Source organism: Pseudomonas sp. E102 (genome assembly GCF_052660185.1).
Map to the genome: position 1 here is coordinate 3,096,673 of NZ_CP084025.1, position 21,260 is coordinate 3,117,932.

Genomic DNA, 21,260 nt, shown 5'->3' on the forward strand with positions numbered 1-21,260 from the left:
GGTAGCTCAGGGATTGTCCGTCCACGGTCAGTGCCAGTGCGTCGGGGGCCCGCTGAGTTTGTTCGGCGATGCGTTGGTGGACGCACACGGCTCCGGCGCCGTGGTCGGCGACGCGCAGCCATTGCTGTTGCGTGAATCGCTGTTGCGCCGGGTCGAGCAGCGGCAGTTCGCCGACCCGCTGGCGGGGTGCATCGACAATGCCTTGCACCAGGTTTTGCCAATGCGCGGCCAGGCGCTCGATGGTCTGCGGTTCGAAGAGGTCGGTGGCGTAGGTCAGCTCCGCAACGATGCCCTGCTCGGTTTCGTAGGTACCGAGGGTCAAGTCGAACTGGGCGGTGCGCCCTTCCCACGTCAGGTCCTCGACGCGCAGTTGCGGCAGGTGCGTCTGCCGGCGACCCTTAGCATCGGCGTTCTGGTGGTTGAACATCACCTGGAAGATCGGGCTGTGGCTGAGGCTGCGCTCTGGTTGCAACGCCTCGATCAGTTGCTCGAAAGGCAAATCCTGATGGGCCTGGGCCGCCATGGCCGCTTGCTTGACCTGGGCGAGCAAGCCGTCGAATGGCTGCTGCCCATCGACGTGGGCGTTAAGCACCTGGGTATTGACGAAAAAGCCGATCAGCCCTTCGGTCTCGACCCGGTTGCGGTTCGCCGTCGGCACGCCGACGCGGATCTGCGGCTGGCCGCTGTAGCGGTGCAGCAACGCCTGGAACGAGGCGAGCAAAACCATGAACAGGCTGGCGCCTTCTCGCTGGGCCAGTTGTTTCAGCGAGGCAGCCAGCTCCGGCGCCAGTGTCAAATCCAGCCGCGCGCCACGAAGGCTTTGCACCGGGGGACGCGGATGATCGAACGGCAGCTCCAGCACCGGTTGCTCGTCGCGCAGGGTCTGCACCCAATAGGCCAACTGGCGCTCACGCTCGCCGGCTTCCAGCCAATGGCGCTGCCAGATGGCGTAGTCGGCGTATTGCACCGGCAGCTCCGGCAATACAAGCGGCTGGCCGTCTGTGTCGGCGGCGTAACAGCGCACCAGTTCGTCTACCAACACGCGCATCGACCAGCCATCGGCAATGATGTGATGCTGGATCAGCACCAGCACGTGGTCGTCCTCGGCGACTTTCAACAGCGAAACCCGCAGCAACGGCCCCTGGCGCAAATCGAACGGACGCGCGGTTTCGCCTTCGACGTATGCCTTGATGCGCGCGTCCTCGCTGATCGGTGAACCAGCAGGCAGCGCCTCGACAGCGATGCTCAGGGGCATCTGCCGGTGGATAACCTGAACGGCTTGCTCGCCGTGCTCGCTGAACGTGGTGCGCAAGCTTTCGTGGCGCTCGACCAAAGCGTTGAAGCTGCGTTCCAGCGCCGGCACGTCCAATCGTCCTTTGAGACGCAGGGCGCTGGGGATGTGATAGGCCGAACTGTGCGGCTCCATTTGCCAGAGGAACCACTGACGCTCCTGGGCGTAGGACAGCGGGATATGCTCGAACCCGGAACGCACCTCGGGGATCGGCAGGTTGGCCGGCGAGACGCCCTCTTCCAGCATCTTCTCAAGGTACAGCCTGCGTTTGTCCAGCGGCAGAGTGATAAAGCGCTTGGCGACCCTCAAAGCAACACTCTTGTCCATCAGACTTCCTCCATTTCATCAAGCAGGGCGTCCAGCTTGTTCAGTTTCTCTTCATTGATTGGCCCGTCCGTGCTGTCGAGTCGGGCGACGAAATCCTGCAGGACGGGGTGCTGGAACAGCAGTTGCGGGGTCAGGCTCAACCCCAGTTCGAGGGTCATGCGCGAGACGGCGGTGACCGCCAGCAGCGAGTGGCCGCCCAACTCGAAGAAGTGATCGTTCAGGCCCACGCGCTCGACGGTGAGCACCTGGGCCCAGATCGCCGCGACTTGCTGTTCCAGTTCGCTGATCGGTGCTTGGTATGCGTTTTTCGAGCGCCCGGCCTCGATGCCCGGCAACGCCTTGCGGTCAAGCTTGCCGTTGGGGGTCAACGGCAGGTGATCGAGGAACAGCCAGTGCGCCGGGATCATGTAGTCGGGCAGATGCTCCTTGAGGCGGGCTTTGAGTGGATCGCGCAGGGTGTCGGCGTCCAGCGAGGCCACCACGTAGGCGACGAGGTGCTGCCCGCCCGGCCCTTCCTGGGCCAGCACCGCCACCTCCTTGACCTCGGGCTGTTGCAACAGTCGCGCCTCGATTTCCCCCAGCTCGATACGGAAACCACGGATCTTCACCTGATGGTCGATGCGGCCCTGGTACTCGAGCACGCCGTCGTCGCGATAACGGCACAGGTCGCCGGTGCGGTACAGGCGTTCGCCGGTGGTGGAGAACGGGTTGGGCACGTATTTTTCGGCGGTCATCGCCGCGCGGCCAAGGTAACCCCGGGTGATGCCCGCGCCGCTCAGGTACAGCTCAGCCGACACGCCCTGGGGGACCGGTTGCAGGTTGGCGTCCAGCAGGTAGCTGGCGGTGTGCTTGAGTGGGCGGCCGATATTGGCCGTGCCGCCTTGGGTGCGGCGGGTCCAGGTTGAATAGGTGGTGTCTTCCGATGGGCCGTACAAATCGTAGACATGCTCAACACCTCCACCAACCTGGTAGAGGGCATCCACCAGGCTTTGCTTCAGCGGCTCACCGGCCAGGTTGATGATGCGCACGTTTGGCGGGATATCCCCACTGCGCTGCAACGCCGCGATGGCCGAGGGTACGGTGTTGATCAGGCGCACCTGGTCGCGGGCCGGCAGGTGCGGCAGTTCCAGGGCATTGCGAGCGATGATCAGCGAACCGCCGTTGGCGAGGGTCACGAACAGCTCCCACACCGACAGGTCGAAACACACCGAGGTCGAGGCCAGCACGCCTTGGATGTCGTCGCGGCTGTAGACGGTTTTCGACCAGTCGATCAGCGCCAGAACGTTGCGGTGGGCGATGGCCACGCCTTTGGGTTTGCCGGTGGAACCGGAGGTGTAGATGACGTAGGCGAGGTTGTCTGGTGTGACCGCTGTGTCCGGTGTTTTTAAGGGATATGAGGTCAATTCAACCCGATCCAGCATCAGCACTTCGGTTCCAGCCGGAACGGTCAACGTCAAAGCCACAGCCTGCTCGGTCAACAGCACCTTCGCCCGACTGTCGTCGAGCATGTAGGCCACGCGTTCGGCCGGGTAATCCGGGTCAAGCGGCACGTACGCGCCGCCAGCCTTGAGCACCGCCAGCAAGGCGATCAGCAGTTGCTCGGAGCGCGGCATCGCCACGCCCACGCGCACTTCCGGGCCGACGCCCAGCTCGATCAGTTTATGGGCCAGACGATTGGCGCGGCCGTCGAGTTCGCTGTAGCTCAGGCGAATATCATTGAACGTCACCGCCAAGGCGTCCGGGGTGTTTTCCGCTTGGCGGGCAATCAATTGATGGATGCATAGGTCTTGCTCGAACGGCGCATCCACCGAATTCCAGTCATGGGTCAGGCGCTGGTGTTCATCGAATTCCAGCATCGACAGTTCACCCAAGCACAGCTCGCCATTAGCCGTCATCTGTCCGAGCAACTGAGCCAGATGCGCCGCCAACCGCTCCACGGTAACCGCCGAGAAGCTCGCCTGCTGATAACTCATGTGCACCGACAACTGCCGCTCCAGCCCCACCAACAGCGTCAACGGATAGTTGGTCTGTTCCTGGGTGATCGGCGAACCAAAGCGCAAACCGTCCGGTGCGCCCTGCTCCAGGGCCTCGGCGATCGGGTAGTTCTCGAACACCAACAAACTGTCGAACAACGCGTCGCCGCCCTGCCCGGCCCATCGCTGGATGTCCAGCAACGCGGTGTGCTCGAACTCGCGCAAGGCGAGGTTCTGCGCTTGCACCGCTTGCAGCCAACTGTCCAAAGACTGCTCGGCCCGAGGGCTGGCGATCACCGGCAAGGTGTTGATGAACAAACCGATCTGCTGCTCGATGCCAGGCAGGTCCGCCGGACGACCGGCCACCGTCGCACCGAAGGCAACCGTTTCCCGACCGGTGTAACGCTGCAACAGCAGCAACCACGCCGCCTGCACAAGCGTGTTCACCGTGACTTTCGAGGCACGCGCGAAGGCTTCCAGGCGACGGGTCAGGGCTTCGTCCAGCACCTGCACATGATCGCCATAACCAACACCAGCGTCCGTTGGTTTGGCCACCGCGTCAGCCAGCCGCGTCGGCGCCTCCAGGCGTTGCAGCAAAGGTTTCCAGAACGCTTCGCTGACTGCCGCGTCCTGGCGTTGCAGCCAGGCGATGTAGTCCCGATAACGACCGCCCGATACGGCAATGGACTGCCCGCTGTAGCGTTGCAGCACTTCGCCGAGCAACTGCGAGTTGCTCCAGCCGTCCATGAGGATGTGATGGTGGCTGTAGATCAGGTGATAACGCTGCTCGTCGAGACGCACGATCATCAGCCGCATCAGGGCAGGCGCACTCAAGTGAAGTTGCTGGCGTTCGGCATTGGCCAGGGCCCGCAGGGTCTGGTCAGGCGATAACTCACCGCGCAGATCCTGCACGTTGTAAGGCAGTTGCAGGTACTTGCTGACCACTTGCACCGGCGCCGGCAAATCACCCTGCCAGACAAACCGCGTGCGCAGGATGTCATGGGCATCCACCGCCGCTTGCCAGGCCTGGCGGAAGCGTTCCGGGTCCAGCCCTTCGACGTCCAGGCGCAGTTGGTTGATGTAGTCGCCGCTCGCGTCGCCATACACACCATGGAACAGCATGCCTTGTTGCATCGGTGACAACGGATACAGGTCGACGATCTGCGCTGGAGGCAGCGCCAGTCCGTCCAGTTGCTGCTGGTTCAGGCTCGCCAGCGGGAAGTCCGACGGCGTCACGCCGCTGTGCTCGCCCCGGCAGCAATGCTCGATCAGCCGCTGCAGTTCCATCCCATAATCGTCGGCCAGCGCCTGGATGGTGGACTCGTTGAACTGCTCGCGGCTGAAGGTCCAGCCCAGGTCCAGTTCGCCGCGGAACACCTGGCCGTTCAAGGCCAGCGCATTGGACAGCGGTGCTTCGGCGTCCAGCTCATCGCCGGCGGCTTCGTCGGCCAGCACGAACAAAGCGCCGTCGGCTTCGTTGAAGCTGGCGTCGAACTGGCCCAGGTAGTTGAAGGTCAGGCTGGGCGTCGGCAGCCCGGCCAGGATCGCCCGCGTCGCGTCATCCGCCAGATGGGCCAGGGCGCCGAAACCGAGGCCCTTGTCGGGCATCGCCCGCAGTTGTTCCTTGATCTGCTTGAGGCAATCGCCCAAGTCCGCCCGAGGCGTGAGCCGCGCCGGGTACAGGCTGGTGAACCAGCCGACGGTGCGAGTCAGATCGACGTCGTCGAACAAGGCTTCGCGGCCATGGCCTTCAAGCTGGATCAGCGCACTGTCGCTGCCGGTCCAGCGCACCATCACCCGCGCCAGCGCGGTGAGCAGCAGGTCGTTGACCTGGGTGCGATAAGCCTTGGGCGCGTCTTGCAGCAGTTGCCGGGTCAGCGTGGCGTCGAGTCGTGTGCGCACCGTCACGGCCAGGCGGTTCTGCTGGCCGCCCGCCGGGTTATCCATCGGCAACGAGGCATCGACGTCTTCGAGCTGGGCTTGCCAGAACGCCAGTTCCTGCGCCAGCCGGTTGCTGCCGGCATGCGCTTGCAGGCGCTCGGCCCAGGCCTGCGCGGAGGTGGTCTTCAGCGGCAGTAGCAGCGCCGCACCGCTGGACAACTGACGATAGGCGGTTTGCAGGTCCTCGAACAGGATTCGCCACGACACGCCGTCGATCACCAAGTGGTGCACCGCCAGCAACAACCGCTGGGTACCATCGCCCAGCGTCGCCAGGACTGCCCGCAGCAACGGCCCATCTTGCAGGTCCAGGCTGCGTTGGGCCTCATTGGCGATGCCTTGCAAGGCCTGCGCATCAGGTGCGTCCACAGTCCAGAGCAGGTCTTGGCATTGAATGTCGGCGAGACGGTAAACCGCCCTCCAGCCTTCGGCCTGCTCGGTGAAGCTCAAGCGCAGGCCATCATGATGCTCTAACAACGCATTCAAAGCCTGGTTCAAAACCGATGCATCCAGGCGTTCGGTCGCCTTGAGCATCACCGCCTGGTTCCAGTGATGACGCTGCGGTATCGCCTGTTCGAAGAACACCCGCTGCACCGGCAACAGCGCCAGTTCACCGGTCACCGGACCCTGATCGATGACTTGGGCGGCTTCACCCTGGCGAACCACGGTGGCGAGTGTTTCCAGGGTCTGGTGCTGGAACAGGTCCTTGGGCGTGAAGTGCATACCGGCCTGGCGGGCGCGGCTGACCAACTGGATCGAGACGATGGAATCGCCGCCCAGTTCGAAGAAATTATCCCGCAGGCCCACGCGTTCAAGCTTGAGCACGTCCTGCCAGATCGCCGCCAGTTGCTGTTCCAGCGCAGTGCGCGGCGCCAGGTAGGCGTGTTGCGATTGGCTGGCGTCGGGCTTGGGCAGGTTCTTGCGGTCGAGCTTGCCGTTGGGGGTCAGCGGCAGGCATTCGAGCAGCAGCAGATAGGCCGGAATCATGTGCGCCGGCAACGTCGCCTTGAGCTGCTCACGCAAGTGCTCGGCGAAGTCTTCACGGGCAGGTTCTGCCGCCACCACATAGGCGACCAGACGCTTGCCGCTGCCGGCGGTGCCTTCCTGGGCCACGACCACCGCTTCGCGCACGCCATCGAGGGCTTGCAGACTGGCTTCGATTTCACCGAGTTCGATGCGGAAACCACGGATCTTCACTTGGTTGTCGATGCGGTCCAGGTAATCGAAAGTGCCGTCGGCGCGCTGGCGCACCAGGTCTCCGGTGCGATACAGCAAGCCGCCGGCGCTGAACGGGTCGGCGACAAAACGCTCGGCGGTCAGCCCCGGTCGGTTCAGGTAACCGCGAGCCAATCCCGTGCCGCCCAGATACAGCTCACCGGCCATGCCTTGGGGCAACAGGTTAAGGTCGGCATCGAGCACGTAGGCACTGCGGTCGCCGATGCGGCTGCCGATGGGCGCGTAGGCAGCGCCACAACACGCCTCGCGACCGGCCTTCCAGATCAGCGGCGTGACCACCGTTTCGGTCGGACCGTAACCGTTGATGATGTACTCAGGACGCAAGGCGCGCTTGACCCGCTCGAAACTGGCGTTGGGCACCGCGTCGCCGCCGAAGCAATAGATGCGCACCTTCGGCGGGTTGCCTTCACGCTCGGCGTGCTCGGCCAGTTGTTGCAGGTACACCGGCGGGAACGCCACCACCGTCACACCGTGCTCGTGCATGGCGTTGTAGGTTTGCTCCGGGGTCCACAGGCTGTCGTCGCGAATCAGCAGCGACGCACCGTGGGTCAGGCTGGTGAGCCAGCGCTCGTGGGCGCCGTCGAACGCGAACGACATGAAATGGAATTCGCAATCGCTGTCGCGCATTTCATAACGCTCGCCAATGGCCTGACAGTGCATCGCCAGCGGACCGTGGGCCACGCTGACACCCTTGGGGTTGCCAGTGGAACCGGAGGTGTAGATCACGTAGGCCAGGTTGTGCGGGTCGGGTTGGACGTTGGGCGCGCTGGTCGGCAGTTCGCGCAGATCGATACGGTCCAGTTCCAGCAACGGCAACGACTCATCCACGGGCAACTGGGCCGATACCGAGGAATCGCTGACCAGCAGCGCCAACCCGGCGTCCTTCATCAAATAAGCCAGGCGTTCGCGGGGATAGCTGACGTCCAACGGCACGTAGGCAGCGCCGGCCTTGAGCACCGCCAACAGCGTGACGATCACCTCTTCGCTGCGCGGCAGGGCCACGCCGACTCGGGTTTCCGGGCCGACGCCGCGGCTGATCAAGGCGTGGGACAGTTGGTTCGCGCGCCGATCGATCTCGCCGTAGCTGACGTGTCGGTCGTTGAAAATCACCGCCGTGCGTTGCGGGCGCTCGGCGGCCAGCGCGGCGATGCGCTGGTGCACGGGGATGTTTACCGGGTACGGCTGCGGGTGGTTGTCGGCCTGTTGGCGCGCGTGTTCGGCGCCGCTGGCCAGGGCGATTTCACCCAGATTGCGTCCGGCGTCCTGGCTGAATTGCTCAAGCAGATGCAGCAGATGAGTGCCGATGTGATCAATCATCTCGTCGGCGAACTGCCGACGCTCGTAACTGAAGTGCAGCGCCAATTGTTCGCCGAGGGTAACCGCCACGCTCAGGGCGTAATGCGTCTGCTCACGGTTGGCAACGTCGCCGAATGTGACATCGCTGGCAGTGCCTTGCTGCAAAGCCTGGGCAATCGGATAGTTTTCGAATACCAAGAGGTTGTCGAAGAGCGCCTCGCCGCCCTGCCCGGCCCAACGCTGGATGTCCGCCAGCGGCGTGTGTTCGAACTCCCGCAGGCTCAGGTTCTGGTCCTGCACCGTTTGCAGCCACTGGCCGACCGTCTGGTCCGGACGCGGGCTGCCGATGACCGGCAAGGTGTTGATGAACAGGCCGACCTGCTGCTCGATCCCCGGCAGATCCGCCGGGCGACCGGCAACCGTCGCGCCAAACGTCACGGTCGGGTGCCCGGTATAGCGTTGCAGCAACAGCAGCCAAGCCGCTTGCACCAGCGTGTTGAGGGTGATTTTCTGCTGGCGGGCAAACGACTCCAGTGCCTGGGTGCGCCGCATGTCGAGGGTCAGGAAATGATCGCCGTGACCGCTCTCGCCGCTGTCCGAAGCCGCGCGGGCGAGTCGGGTCGGCTCTTGCAACGGGGCCAGCTGTGCGCTCCAGAAATCCTGGCTGAGCTGGCCGTCCTGGCGTTGCAGCCAAGCGATGTAGTCGCGATAACGCCCAACAGTGCTGGCCGGGGCGCGGCCTTTGTAGCGCTGCATCACCTCGCCGAGCAACTGCGAGTTGCTCCAGCCATCCATCAGGATGTGGTGATGGGTGTAGATCAAATGCCATTGCGCCGCTCCGGTCTGCACCAGCACCAGGCGCAACAGCGGCGCCTGGCTCAAGTCGAAACCTTGGGCACGCTCGGCCTCGGCCAACGCGGCGAGGGCGTGGGCCGGGTCGGCATGCTCGCGCCAGTCCAGTACCGTGAACGGCAACTGCACCTGCTTGTGAACGATCTGCAGCGGTTGCGGCCATTCACCTTCCCAGACGAAGCCGCTGCGCAAAATATCCTGCGCCGCGACAGTGGCCTGCCACGCCGCACGGAAGCGCTCGGCATCCAGGCCTTGCACGTCCACCCGCAATTGATTGACGTATTCGCCAGCCGCCTGCTCGTACAACGTGTGGAACAACAAGCCCTGCTGCATCGGCGACAGCGGATAGACATCATCCAACTGACCGGCCGCCACTGGCAGATGATCGAGTTGCGATTGGGTGATCCGCGCCAGCGGAAAGTCCGACGGCGTGGCTTGCGGTTCCGCCAGGTTGACGCAATGGTCGATCAGCGCCTTGAGCTCGACGGCGTATTGATCGGCCAGTTGCTGCACGGTCGTGCTGTCGAACATGTCACGGCTGAAGCCCCAGCTCATCGCCAGCTCGCCGCCATGCACCTGCCCTTCCACCGTCAGCCAGTTGGCCAGCGGTGCCGTCGGGTCCTGGGCGACGCCACTGCCTTCGCCGGACGGCAGGAACAGCGCCGCCTCATCGAACTGGCGGTCGAACTGGCCGAGGTAATTAAAAGTGATGCGCGCAGGCGCCAGATCCGTCCATTGGGCCTGCACCGACGGCGCTGCCAGATGACGCAGCACGCCATAGCCCAGGCCCTTGTCCGGGACGCTGCGCAGTTGCTCCTTGATGGTCTTGATCGAGCCGCCGATGTCCTCGGTGGCGGTCAGCTTGACCGGGAACAGGCTGGTCAGCCAACCCACCGTGCGGGTCAGGTCGATGTCATCGAAAAGGTCTTCGCGGCCATGACCTTCGAGCTCGATCAATGTGCTTGGCTGCCCGCTCCAACGGCTGATGGTGCGGGTCAGCGCGGTGAGTAGCAGGTCGTTGACCTGGGTGCGATAGGCAGCGGGCGCCTGTTGCAGCAGTTGCCGGGTCAGTTCGGCCTCCAGGCGCCATTGGATTTTCTCGCCGTGGATGTTTTGCAAGCTGCCCTGCGGGCGTTCGCATGGCAGGTCCCACGCGGCCTCGTGCTGGTTTTTCCAATAGGCCGACTGGTCATCGAAGCGCGATGCTTCGGCCCTCAGACGCGCCGTCCAACTCTGGAAGGCGCTGGTCTTGGCCGGCAACGTAACGCCGCCACCGGCCGCCAGTTGCTCGTAGGCCTGCTGCAAATCTTCCAGCAGCACGCGCCATGACACGCCGTCCACCACCAAGTGATGGATAACCAGCGCCAGGCGCTGGCTGCCGTCGGCCAGGTTCACCAGCATGGCGCGCACCAGTGGCCCGTCTTGCAGGTCCAGGCTGCGCTGCGCCTCGTCGCACAGCGCATTCAGGTGCTCGATGGATCGGGCATCGCGTTGCCACAGGTCGGCGCTTTGCAAAAACGCGGCATGGCTCTGCCGCCAACCGTCGGCGTCTTCGACGAAGCGCAGGCGCAAGGCGTCGTGGTGGTTGATGACGCAGGTCAGCGCCGCGTCGAGCCATTGTGCATTCATCGGTTCGCGTGGGGTCAGCAACAGCGATTGGTTCCAGTGTTCGCGGGCCTGCATCGCCTGGGCGAAAAACTGCTGCTGGATCGGCCCGAGCATGGCATCGCCAGTGACCGGACCTTGGTCCAGGGCGCTGTGGTTGTCGTGGCGGGCGACCAGCGCCAGGCTGCGCACGGTCTGGTACTGGAACAGGTCGCGGGGATGAATATGCACACCAACCTGTCGTGCGCGGCTCACCACTTGGATGGAAATGATCGAATCGCCGCCCAGTTCGAAGAAGTTGTCTTCGAGACCGACGCGCTCAACGCCAAGCACGCTCTGCCAGATTTCAGCCAAGACGGTTTGCAGTGCATCTTGCGGGGCGATGAATGTTTGCCGGGGCGCGGCGTCGGGTTGTGGCAAGGCCTTGCGATCGAGCTTACCGTTGGCGGTCACGGGCAGGCCGGCCAATGGCATCAGGTAGGTCGGCACCATGTATTCCGGCAGGCCGGCGAGCAGCCAGGCCTTGAGGTCCTGTTGCCACTGCTCGCGCGGGTCGCCGTTTTCCAGCACCAGGTAGCCCACCAGATGCTTGCCGTCCTGCACCAGTACCACGGCCTCGCGCACCAGTGGATGTTGCACGAGACGGGCTTCGATTTCCCCCAGTTCGATGCGCAGGCCGCGCAGCTTGACCTGATGATCGAGACGGCCAAGGTATTCGATCACACCGTCGGCGCGCTGGCGCACGCGGTCGCCGGTGCGGTACAGGCGCGCGCCGTCATGGAACGGGCACGGCACGAAACGCTCGGCGGTCAGCGTCGGACGCTGGTGATAACTGCGCGCCAGCCCCGCCCCGCCCAGGTACAACTCGCCCGCCACGCCCCACGGTACCGGCGACAGATCGGCGTCGAGCACATGGGTACGCAGGTTGGCGATGGGCTGGCCGATCGGTACGCAATCGGTGCCCTCATCTACGCAAGTCCAATGAGTCACGTCGATGGCCGCTTCGGTCGGGCCGTACAGGTTGTAGAGCGCTGCGTCCGGTAGTTTGGCGAAGACCTGCTGCTGCGCATCCAGCGGCAAGGCTTCACCACTGCAGACGATACGCTTCAAGCTTTCGCAGGATTCCACGCCAGGTTCATGGATGAAGGCCTGCAGCATCGACGGCACGAAGTGCAGCGTGCTGATGCGATGACGGTTGATGCTATCGATCAGTTGCCGCGGATCACGATGGGCACCGGGCGCGGCAATCACCAAGCGTGCTCCGGTCATCAGCGGCCAGAAGAACTCCCACACCGACACGTCGAAACTGAACGGGGTTTTCTGCAACACCGCGTCGCTGCCATCCAGGCGATACGCCTGTTGCATCCAGCACAAGCGATTGACCAGTGCCGCGTGGCTGTTGCCCGCGCCCTTGGGTTTGCCGGTGGAACCAGAGGTGTAGATCACGTAAGCCAAGTTCAGCGGGTCGACCGCGACGTCGGGTCGACTGTCGCTATAACCGTCGAGCCAACCGTCCGGTTGGTCGAGCGCGATGACCTCGATCCCCTCGGTCGGCAGCCCCGCCGACAGCGCGCGCTGGGTCAGCAGCAAGCCGATGCCGCTGTCCTCGATCATGTAGGCCAGGCGATCCTGCGGATATTCCGGATCCAGCGGCACGTAGGCACCGCCGGCCTTGTGGATCGCCAGCAGGCCAAGCACCATCTCAACCGAACGCTCGATGCAGATGCCCACTAAGCTGTCCGCTCGTACACCGCGTCCGCGCAGCAGATGGGCCAGACGGTTGGTGCGGGCATCGAGCTGGGCGTAGGTCAGGCTCTGGTCGCCAAACACCAGCGCCTGAGCGTGCGGAGTGCGCGCCACCTGGGCTTCGATCAACTGATGCATGCACAGTTCGGTCGGGTAGCGTTGGGCCGTGGCGTTCCAGTCATAAACCAGAGTGGCGTGCTCGTCGGCATCAAGCAGCGCCAGCTCCCCGACACGCCGGGACGGATCGGCAATCATCGCCGCGAGCAATCGCAGCCAATGCCGCGCCATGCGCGCGACGGTCGGCGCCTCGAGCAGGTCCTCGGAATAAGTCAGCGCGGCGCGCAACGTGCCTGCTTTTTCGTAAGTGTCCAGGGTCAAGTCGAATTGGGTGGTGCGGGTCTGCCACTCGATCATGTCCAGTTCCAGCCCGGACGCCGTTCGGATCGTGGTGACATCCGCCACTTGGGGCTGATGGTTGTACATCACTTGGAACAGCGGCGTATGGCTGAGGCTGCGCTCCAATTTCAATGCCTCGACCAGGCGCTCGAAAGGCAGGTCCTGGTGGGCCTGGGCACCGAGCGCGGTCTCCTTGACCCGGCGCAGCAACTCGTCGACCCGGATCTGGCCATCCAATTCGGTGCGCAGCACCTGGGTGTTGACGAAGAAACCGATCAGGCCTTCGATTTCGTCGCGGTTGCGGTTGGCAATCGGCACGCCCACGCGGATGTCGGACTGGCCGCTGTAGCGATGCAACAGCACGTTGAACGCGCCGAGCAGCAGCATGAACAGCGTGACGCCCTGCTGCTGGGCCGTGCTGCGCAGTTGCTCCGCCAACCCCGGCTCGATGGCGAATTCATAACGGCTGCCGCGATAGCTTGGCATGGCCGGGCGCGAATGGTCGGTGGGCAATTCCAGCACCGGATGCTCATCACCCAGCTGGGCCTGCCAGTACGCCAGTTGTCGGCCCTGCTCACCGGCCTCCAGCCAACGGCGCTGCCACAGCGCGTAGTCGCTGTACTGGATCGGCAAATCGGCCAGTTGCGGCGGCACGCCGGCTTCGTGGGCGTCGTAGCAGCGGATGAACTCTTCGATCAGCACGTTCATCGACCAGCCATCGGAGACGATGTGGTGCAGGGTCAACAGCAGTACGTGCTCCTGCGCATCGATCTTGAGCAACTCGACCCGCAGCAAGGGGCCGCTGGACAGGTCGAAGGGCCGCATCGATTGTGCTTGCGCAGCCTGGCGCACCGCTTGCTCGCGATTGCCTGCCGGCAAGCCGCTGAGGTCCTGATGCTCGATCAGCAGCGGCGCATCGGTCGCCACTTGCAAGAGGCTGTCGTCGGCCTGGCGCCGGAACACCGTGCGCAGGGTTTCATGACGCGCCACCAAACTGGCAAAAGCCTGCTCCAGCGACGACAGGCTCAACGCGCCCTTGAGCCGCACCGCCCCGGGCAGGTTGTAGGCGCCGCTGTCGGGATCCAACTGCCAGAGAAACCACATGCGCTGCTGGGCATAGGACAGGGCCTGGCGATCCTCGGCTTCGACGCCCTGGGGAATGGGAAAGCTGTTGAAATCCACGCCCTCCTTGTCCAGCGCCGCCAGGAACATCTGGCGCTTGTCCAAAGGCAACCCGATAAACCGGCGAGCAAGTTTCAAGGCGTTTTCAGCATTCATTTCTGGGTATCCGGAATCAGTGGGCACAAGGCACAGAGGCATGTCGTCCCTATGAAACGAATGCAAACCGGAAAAATTAGCGATTGGGAACAAGTGTCAGGAAGGAACAAAACCGTGGCGAGGGAGCTTGCTCCCGCTCGGCTGCGCAGCAGTCGTAAACCGGCTGATGCGGTCTGCCTGGGTTAATGCGCCATTCTTTTTGAGGCGGCCCGGCCGCCCAGCGGGAGCAAGCTCCCTAGGTCACGAAAGCGGGTCTTTAACGGGTTATGCGCTGATCGCCAACCCATGCCGCCGATGATGCACGCTCAACTGATCCTTGATCAGCCGCAGCACCTTGGCCTCGTGCTCGTGGATGAAGAAATGCCCGCCGGCCAGCATGTCCACCGAAAAGCTGCCCGTGGTTTCCTGGCGCCAGCCCATCAGTTGCGCCGTGGTGGCCTTGTCGGCGGTGCCGCCGAGCACGTGCACCGGGCATTTGAGCAACGGTCGCTGCCGCGGCTGAAAACGTCCGCACAGCAAAAAATCGGCCCGCAGGATCGGCAGGGTCAGGGCCATCAGTTCTTCATTGGCCAGGATCTCCTCGCTCGTGCCGTTGAGGGTGCGCAGTTGCTCGATCAACTCAGCGTCGGTCTTTGCCGTGGCAAAATCGCGATCGTAGTCGGCTCGCATCGTCGGCGCGGCGGTGCCGGATGCAAACAGCGCCACCGGTTCCGGGCTGCCGAGTTCACGCAGGGCATGGGCGATTTCACAGGCCAACAGCGCACCCAGGCTGTGACCGAACAAGGCGTACGGCGCCTGGAGCGTCGGGTAAAGCTCCCGCGCCAGTTGCATCGCCAACGGGCCCATCTCGGTGTGCAGCGGCTCGTCGAAGCGCGCCCCGCGTCCCGGCAACTCCACTGGTTGCACGTGCAGCCATTGCGGCAATTTGCGCCGCCACCGGCTGTACACCATTGCGCTGGCGCCGGAATAAGGCAGGCACAGCAGGGTCAGTTGGGTCACTGCGGTTTTCTCCGATCGTTCGAGTCAAAAGGATAACGAGGCCGGGCCGTAAAAAATTAGTCGCCGGCCTCTCCCCTGGATGCGTCTTATACTGCAAACCCCATGGTTCTGGTCTGCCCAAGGAGAACACAATGAGCTGGTCCGCCCAACAATATGTCGCTTTCGAACAGGAACGCACCCGCCCGTCCCGCGATCTGCTGGCGGCGATCCCGCCGGTACAGGCGCGCCAGGTGATCGATCTGGGCTGCGGCCCCGGAAACTCCACCGAACTGTTGGTGGACCACTTCCCCGGCGCGACGGTGCGTGGCCTGGACAGTTCCGCCGACATGGTCGAAGCCGCCCGCAAGCGCTTGCCCGACGTGACATTCGATACGGCAGACATCGGCCTCTGGAATGAAAGCGGCCCCTTCGAGGTGATCTTCGCCAACGCTGTGCTGCAATGGCTGCCGGACCACGCCACCCTACTGCCGTCACTGGTGGACAAACTCGCACCAGGTGGCAGCCTGGCGATCCAGATGCCCGACACCCTGCATCAGCCGTCCCACCGCTTGATGCGGGAGATTGCGGCCAACGGCCCCTGGGCCAGCCAACTGGCCGGGGCCGCTGATTCTCGGACCGAGGTGGAGGACGCCAGCACCTATTATTCGATCCTCAAGCCCCATTGCAGCCGGGTCGATGTGTGGCGCACCACCTATCATCATCCACTGGCCGGTGGCGCTTCGGGCATCGTGGAATGGTTCAAGGGCAGCGGCTTGCGCCCGTTTCTCGAACCGTTGGACGAGACGCAACGCGAGCAATACCTGACGCAATACCTCAAGGCTGTCGAACAGGCCTACCCGACCCTGGACGATGGTTCGGTCCTGCTACCGTTTCCACGGGTCTTCATCGTCGCGACACGCTAGGGCGGCGATTGGCGGCACAGGCTAAATTTTCGGTCACGGCCCTCGTTACCTGCTAGACCGAAAACCCGCAAGAGTGACCGCCGTGGACCTGCAAACCATCCTGGGCAAGCTGTTCGCCAATGCCGGCGCCGTTGGTATCGAAGGCGTCTTCCAGTTCGTGTTCGGCCCGCACCAGGCGTACTGGTCCGAGGTCAAGGCCACCAGCCGCACCCAGGCCGGGCGCCACGCCAGCCCCGACGTCACCATCGAAGTGGCGGAAAAGGACTTCCTCGGGATCATGGCCGGCCTGGCCAATGTCGAGGAACTGTTCGCCAGCGGCCGCCTGAAAATCGGCGGCAACATGGGCCTGGCGACGTTGCTGCCACAGATCATCGACCATGCGCGCCATGGCAGCCGCCCGGTGGAAAAGGTCGACATGAACAAGCGCTACCCCACCCCGCCGCGCTTCAGCGAAAAGCTCACCGCCAGCTTGCCAACTCAACATAGCGTGGAACGTCGGCCGTGCAGCGGGTTGTCAGTCCAGGAATTCAAGGCGCGCTATCTGCCCCATGGCATCCCGGTGGTCATCAGCGATGCGCTGCAGGACTGGCCCTTGTTCAAGCTCAGCCGGGAAGAAACCCTGGTGCATTTTGCCGAGCTGCAAGGCATCACCCGCCACGGCGACTACATCAAGAAAACCTTCTCAACGGAGCGGGATTTTCGCTCCACCTCCATGGCCGATTTCATCGCCTCCCTCGACAACCCGGTGACCACGGCCGCCAACGGCGAGCCGCCGGCGTACATGGGCAACAACATTCTGCCGGCGCAGTTGATGGAGTTGATCAAATACCCGCCCTACTTCGACGCTTCGCTGTTCATCCCGCCACGTATCTGGATCGGTCCCAAGGGCACCCTCACCCCACTGCACCGCGACGACACCGATAACCTGTTCGCCCAGGTCTGGGGCCAGAAAACCTTCACCCTCGCCGCGCCCCACCACCGCGAAGCCCTGGGCACCTGGTCGACCGCGCCCCAAGGCGGGCTGGACGGCTGCGACTTCAATCCCGACGCGCCGGACTATGCACGTTTCCCCAGCGCCCGGGACGTGACGTTCCTGCGGGCCACACTGGAGGCCGGTGACCTGCTGTTCTTGCCGGAAGGCTGGTTTCATCAAGTGGAATCGGTGTCCACATCGCTGTCAGTAAATTTCTGGGTGAATTCGGGACGGGGTTGGTAGCGGTCGAACTTGCACTCGTGGCGAGGGAATGTGTACGGCAAACCTGTCGCTTACCTCTGCTGGCGATAACTTTGCACCGCCGCCCCCAGCACCACCGCCCCGGCCGCAATCGCCAGCCAGAACCCACTGCGCGCGCCGAACGTATCCACCAGCCACCCCGAACCGGCCGCGCCGATCGCCACGCCGATGCTCAGGCCAGTCACCAGCCAGGTCAGGCCTTCGGTCAGCCGGGCTGGCGGCACGATGCGCTCCACCAAGGCCATGGCGACGATCAGCGTCGGCGCGAAAAATAAACCGGCAACGAACACCGCCAGGGACAATCCGAGGATATTGCTCGCCAACAACAGCGGCAGCGTGGTGACCGCGGTCGCCACGCCGCCATACAGGAACAACCGCGGCAGAGGCAGCTTGGAGCGCAGCGCGCCGAACGCCAGCCCGGCCAGGCACGAGCCGATGGCGTAGACCGACAGCACGATGCTCGCCGCCGCCGGTTGCCCCTGCTGCTGGGCGAACGCGACACTGACCACGTCCACCACGCCTACGATGACGCCCATGGCGACCATCAGTAGGAGCAACAAAAGCACGTCGACTGAACCAATGATCGAGCCCTGATGATGGGGCTGATGCGGATGAACCGGCGGCTCGGTCCCGCGTTGCAGCACAAACGCGGTCACGCCGATCGCCAGCAGCAGCACCGAGGCCAGGGGCCCCGCTTCCGGGAACGCCACCACGCACAACCCCACCGACAGCGGCGGCCCAACAATAAAACAGACCTCGTCGAGCACCGACTCCAGCGCATAAGCGGTGCGCAGTTGCGGCTGGCCGCGATACACCTCGGTCCAGCGCGCTCGGACCATCGCCGACATACTGGGCATGCAACCGGCCAGGGCAGCGAACAGGAACAGCGTCCAATGGGGCGCCTGCAATCGCGTACACAGCAGTAGCATCAACAGCGCCCCGCCCCCCAGCAACGCCGCCGCCGGCAAGACCCGTCCCTGGCCGAAACGGTCCACCAGCCGCGACACCTGAGGCGCGCAGAACGCGGTCGCCAAGGCAAACGTCGCCGCCACCGCGCCGGCCAGACCATAGCCGCCCTTGAGCTGCGAAAGCATGGTGATCACGCCGATGCCGGTCATGGATATCGGCATGCGCGCGATCATCCCCGCCAGCACGAAGCCGCGGCTGCCAGGGGCAGTGAATAATTCACGATAGGGGTTTGCCATGGGACACGGTCTCAACAAGGGCCTGCAACTTGCCATAAACGACCGGGACGGGCAAAGCGTAAAACTGTGGGTGAAATGTGAAGACTGTTTCCTGCAAATGAACTCTCGGCACCTGGCGCCAGTCAGCAAGTAAGGCCCTCAGTTCAAGGTGCTACCCATGCAGATTTCCCTCGCCCGACAAGTTGCCCTGGTCACTGGCGCCAGCTCTGGCATCGGCGCCGGCTCCGCCCGGGCATTGGCGGCGGCCGGTGCCGCCGTGGTGCTCAACTACCATTCCAGTGCAGGCCCGGCCGAAGACCTGGCCCGCGAGATCAACGACAGCGGCGGCCGCGCCATCGCCCTCGGCGCCGATGTATCGAAGGAGCAGGATGTCGAACGCTTGTTCGCCCAGACCCTCGACGCCTTCGGCACGCTGGACATCCTGGTCGCCAACTCCGGCCTGCAAAAGGACGCCGCCGCCGTGGACCTGACCCTGGACGACTGGAACACCGTCATCAACGTCAATCTCACCGGCCAATTCCTCTGCGCCCGCGCCGCCCTGCGAATCTTCAACCGCCAGGGCATTCGCCAGGGCGTGTCCCGGGCCGCCGGCAAGATTATCCACATGAGCTCGGTGCACCAGCGCATCCCCTGGGCCGGTCATGTCAATTATGCGGCATCCAAGGGCGGCATCGACCAGCTCATGCAGACCCTGGCCCAGGAAACCAGCCACCAGCGCATCCGCATCAACAGCATCGCCCCTGGCGCCATCCGCACGGCCATCAATCGGAAGGCCATGGCAGGCGACAATGAGGACAAAATCCTCGAGCTCATCCCCTACGGTCGGGTCGGCGATGTGGAGGATGTCGCCAATGCGGTGGTCTGGCTGGCATCGGACTTGTCCGATTATGTCGTGGGCACCACGCTGTTCATCGACGGTGGAATGAGCCTCTATCCGGGGTTCCGCGGCAATGGTTGATCATGACGAGCCGCAAAGCCCCATCGAGAACCACGGCATCATTGGCGACATGCGCACCGCCGCGCTGGTCAACGATCGAGGCAGCGTGGATTTTTTCTGCTGGCCGGAATTCGACAGCCCGTCGATCTTCTGCTCGCTGTTGGACACTCCCGAGGCCGGCATCTTTCAACTCGCGCCGATCTTGCCGGACGCCCGTCGCCAGCAGATTTACCTGCCCGACACCAACGTCCTGCAGACCCGCTGGCTGAGCGACGGCGTGGTGGTGGAAATCACCGATTTGCTGCCCATCGGCGACAGCGAGGATGACCTGCCGGTGCTGATGCGTCGGGTGCGCATGACCGTCGGCAGCGCGACGTTTCGCATGCGTTGCGCGGTGCGCCATGATTATTCCCGCGCCGCGACCACGGCGCGCCAGGAGGGCGATCACGTCATTTTCGAGGCAACGCAACAACCAAGCCTGCGCCTGTGCGCCGACCAGCCCCTGACGCTGGACGGCCAGGCGGCAGTGACGGAGTTCACCCTGGAGCAAGGCCAGACCGCTGAGTTCCTGCTGGGCAGCATCGACGACCCTCGGCTGGTGGACGATACCAGTGCCCTTTGCCTGGAACGAACCCTGGCGTTCTGGCGCGGCTGGATCAGCCAATCGAACTACCGCGGCCGCTGGCGGGAAATGGTCAACCGTTCCGCCCTGGCGCTGAAACTCCTGACATCGCGCAAACAGGGCGCCATCCTCGCCGCCGCCACCTTCGGCCTGCCGGAATCACGTGGCGGCGAGCGCAACTGGGATTATCGCTACACCTGGATCCGCGACGCCTCGTTCACCGTCTACGCCTTCATGCGCCTGGGCTTTGTCGACGAAGCCAACGCTTACATGCGCTGGCTGCGTGGCCGAGTCAGCGATTGTCGCGACCAACCGACCAAACTCAACATCCTCTACGGCCTGGACGGTCGGCTTGAATTGCCCGAAACCGAACTGACGCACCTGAGCGGCTACGGCAACGCGCAGCCGGTGCGTATCGGCAACCTGGCCTACCAGCAGGTGCAGCTGGACATCTTCGGCGAGCTGATGGACGCGGTGTACCTGGTCAACAAATACGGCGAAGCCATCTCCCACCAGGGCTGGAAACACACTGTCGATGTGGTGGATCAGGTATGCACGATCTGGCGGGACGCGGATGTCGGCATCTGGGAAATGCGCGGCGACAAGCAACATTTCCTGCACTCGCGCTTGATGTGCTGGGTGGCCGTGGACCGCGCCATCCGCCTGGCGAGCAAACGCTCCCTGCCCGCCCCGTTCGCCCGTTGGGATGAGACCCGCCAGGCCATCTACGAAGACATCTGGACGAACTTCTGGAGCGACGAACATCAGCACTTCGTCCAGTGCCTGGGCAGCACCGCCCTGGACGGCTCGATGCTGCTGATGCCGCTGGTGCGCTTCGTCAGCGCCCGCGACCCGCGCTGGTTGTCGACGCTGGACGCCATCGAAAAAGACCTGGTGCGAGACGGCATGGTCTATCGCTACCGCACCGACGACAACCCCATCGATGGCCTCAGCGGCACCGAAGGTTCGTTCGTGGCCTGCTCATTCTGGTACGTCGAATGCCTGGCCCGCGCCGGCCGGGTGGAAAAAGCCCAACTGGAATTCGAACAGCTGCTGCGCTACGCCAATCCGCTGGGCCTGTATGCCGAGGAGTTCGACAGCCACGGTTATCATCTCGGCAACCTGCCCCAGGCCTTGAGTCATTTGGCGCTGATCAGCGCGGCGAGCTTTTTGGATCGCAAGTTGAGCGGGGAGAAAAATCATTGGCAGCCGTGAGCTGCGGTTATGACCAATGACGATTCCGTGGCGAGGGAGCTTGCTCCCGCTCGGCTGCGTAGCACACGCCGCTTTTCAGTTCGGAAATTTTGGGTCGCTTCGCCCGAAGCGTCGGACCGTCCCAGCGGGAGCAAGCTCCCTCGCCACGTTGGATTCCAACAAAGCTGAACGCATTTCGCTGGCTGCAGGTTGCCAGTCCTCCAACCCT

At 63.9% G+C, this 21,260-nt stretch carries 8 protein-coding genes (1 of these 8 running past the window's edge); 4 read left to right on the forward strand and 4 right to left on the reverse strand.

From position 1 onward, the window contains the following. The 3 genes from DOCECA_RS14090 to DOCECA_RS14100 all read right to left on the reverse strand — a co-directional run. Positions 1-1,618, reverse strand: the beginning of a protein-coding gene (locus tag DOCECA_RS14090; RefSeq protein ID WP_445570704.1) for a non-ribosomal peptide synthase/polyketide synthase. It extends 11,945 nt beyond the left edge of the window; 1,618 of the gene's 13,563 nt are visible here — the first part of the coding sequence; the start codon lies at positions 1,616-1,618; the stop codon falls past the left edge of the window. After that, entirely contained in the window at positions 1,618-13,938 is a 12,321-nt protein-coding gene (locus DOCECA_RS14095) for a non-ribosomal peptide synthase/polyketide synthase (protein WP_445570705.1), read from the reverse strand. The genes DOCECA_RS14090 and DOCECA_RS14095 overlap by 1 nt, the downstream gene beginning before the upstream one ends. A gap of 264 nt (positions 13,939-14,202) precedes the next feature. Further along, positions 14,203-14,937: a thioesterase II family protein gene (locus tag DOCECA_RS14100; RefSeq protein ID WP_420767854.1), complete on the reverse strand. Its 735-nt coding sequence runs from the start codon at positions 14,935-14,937 to the stop codon at positions 14,203-14,205. Between the two features lie 131 nt (positions 14,938-15,068). Here DOCECA_RS14100 and tam point away from each other — a divergent pair, with 131 nt between their 5' ends. Beyond that, positions 15,069-15,839, forward strand: a complete 771-nt coding sequence (gene tam / locus DOCECA_RS14105; RefSeq protein ID WP_445570706.1) for a trans-aconitate 2-methyltransferase — start codon at positions 15,069-15,071, stop codon at positions 15,837-15,839. An 82-nt stretch (positions 15,840-15,921) separates the two neighbouring features. Continuing rightward, positions 15,922-17,055: a cupin-like domain-containing protein gene (locus DOCECA_RS14110; protein WP_434648455.1), complete on the forward strand. Its 1,134-nt coding sequence runs from the start codon at positions 15,922-15,924 to the stop codon at positions 17,053-17,055. A 50-nt stretch (positions 17,056-17,105) separates the two neighbouring features. On the opposite strand, the gene DOCECA_RS14115 is transcribed toward DOCECA_RS14110, so the two are convergent. Next, positions 17,106-18,278, reverse strand: a complete 1,173-nt coding sequence (locus DOCECA_RS14115) for an MFS transporter (protein WP_434648458.1) — start codon at positions 18,276-18,278, stop codon at positions 17,106-17,108. 157 nt (positions 18,279-18,435) lie between these two features. Between DOCECA_RS14115 and DOCECA_RS14120 the strand changes: the two genes are divergently transcribed. Both DOCECA_RS14120 and DOCECA_RS14125 read left to right on the forward strand, forming a co-directional pair. Continuing rightward, positions 18,436-19,236: an SDR family oxidoreductase gene (locus DOCECA_RS14120; RefSeq protein ID WP_445570707.1), complete on the forward strand. Its 801-nt coding sequence runs from the start codon at positions 18,436-18,438 to the stop codon at positions 19,234-19,236. Continuing rightward, the gene (locus tag DOCECA_RS14125) at positions 19,229-21,052 is read left to right on the forward strand and encodes a glycoside hydrolase family 15 protein (protein ID WP_445570708.1); all 1,824 of its coding nucleotides are present in this window, start codon (positions 19,229-19,231) and stop codon (positions 21,050-21,052) included. Before DOCECA_RS14120 ends, DOCECA_RS14125 begins: the two co-directional genes overlap by 8 nt. Positions 21,053-21,260: the final 208 nt, after the last annotated feature.

Bases quoted from the DNA above. Each gene is read 5' to 3' on its own strand.
- DOCECA_RS14115 (WP_434648458.1), bottom strand. From the start codon at position 18,278: ATGGCAAACCCCTATCGTGAATTATTCACTGCCCCTGGCAGCCGCGGC.
- DOCECA_RS14095 (WP_445570705.1), bottom strand. From the start codon at position 13,938: ATGAATGCTGAAAACGCCTTGAAACTTGCTCGCCGGTTTATCGGGTTG.
- tam (WP_445570706.1), top strand. From the start codon at position 15,069: ATGAGCTGGTCCGCCCAACAATATGTCGCTTTCGAACAGGAACGCACC.
- DOCECA_RS14120 (WP_445570707.1), top strand. From the start codon at position 18,436: ATGCAGATTTCCCTCGCCCGACAAGTTGCCCTGGTCACTGGCGCCAGC.
- DOCECA_RS14125 (WP_445570708.1), top strand. From the start codon at position 19,229: ATGGTTGATCATGACGAGCCGCAAAGCCCCATCGAGAACCACGGCATC.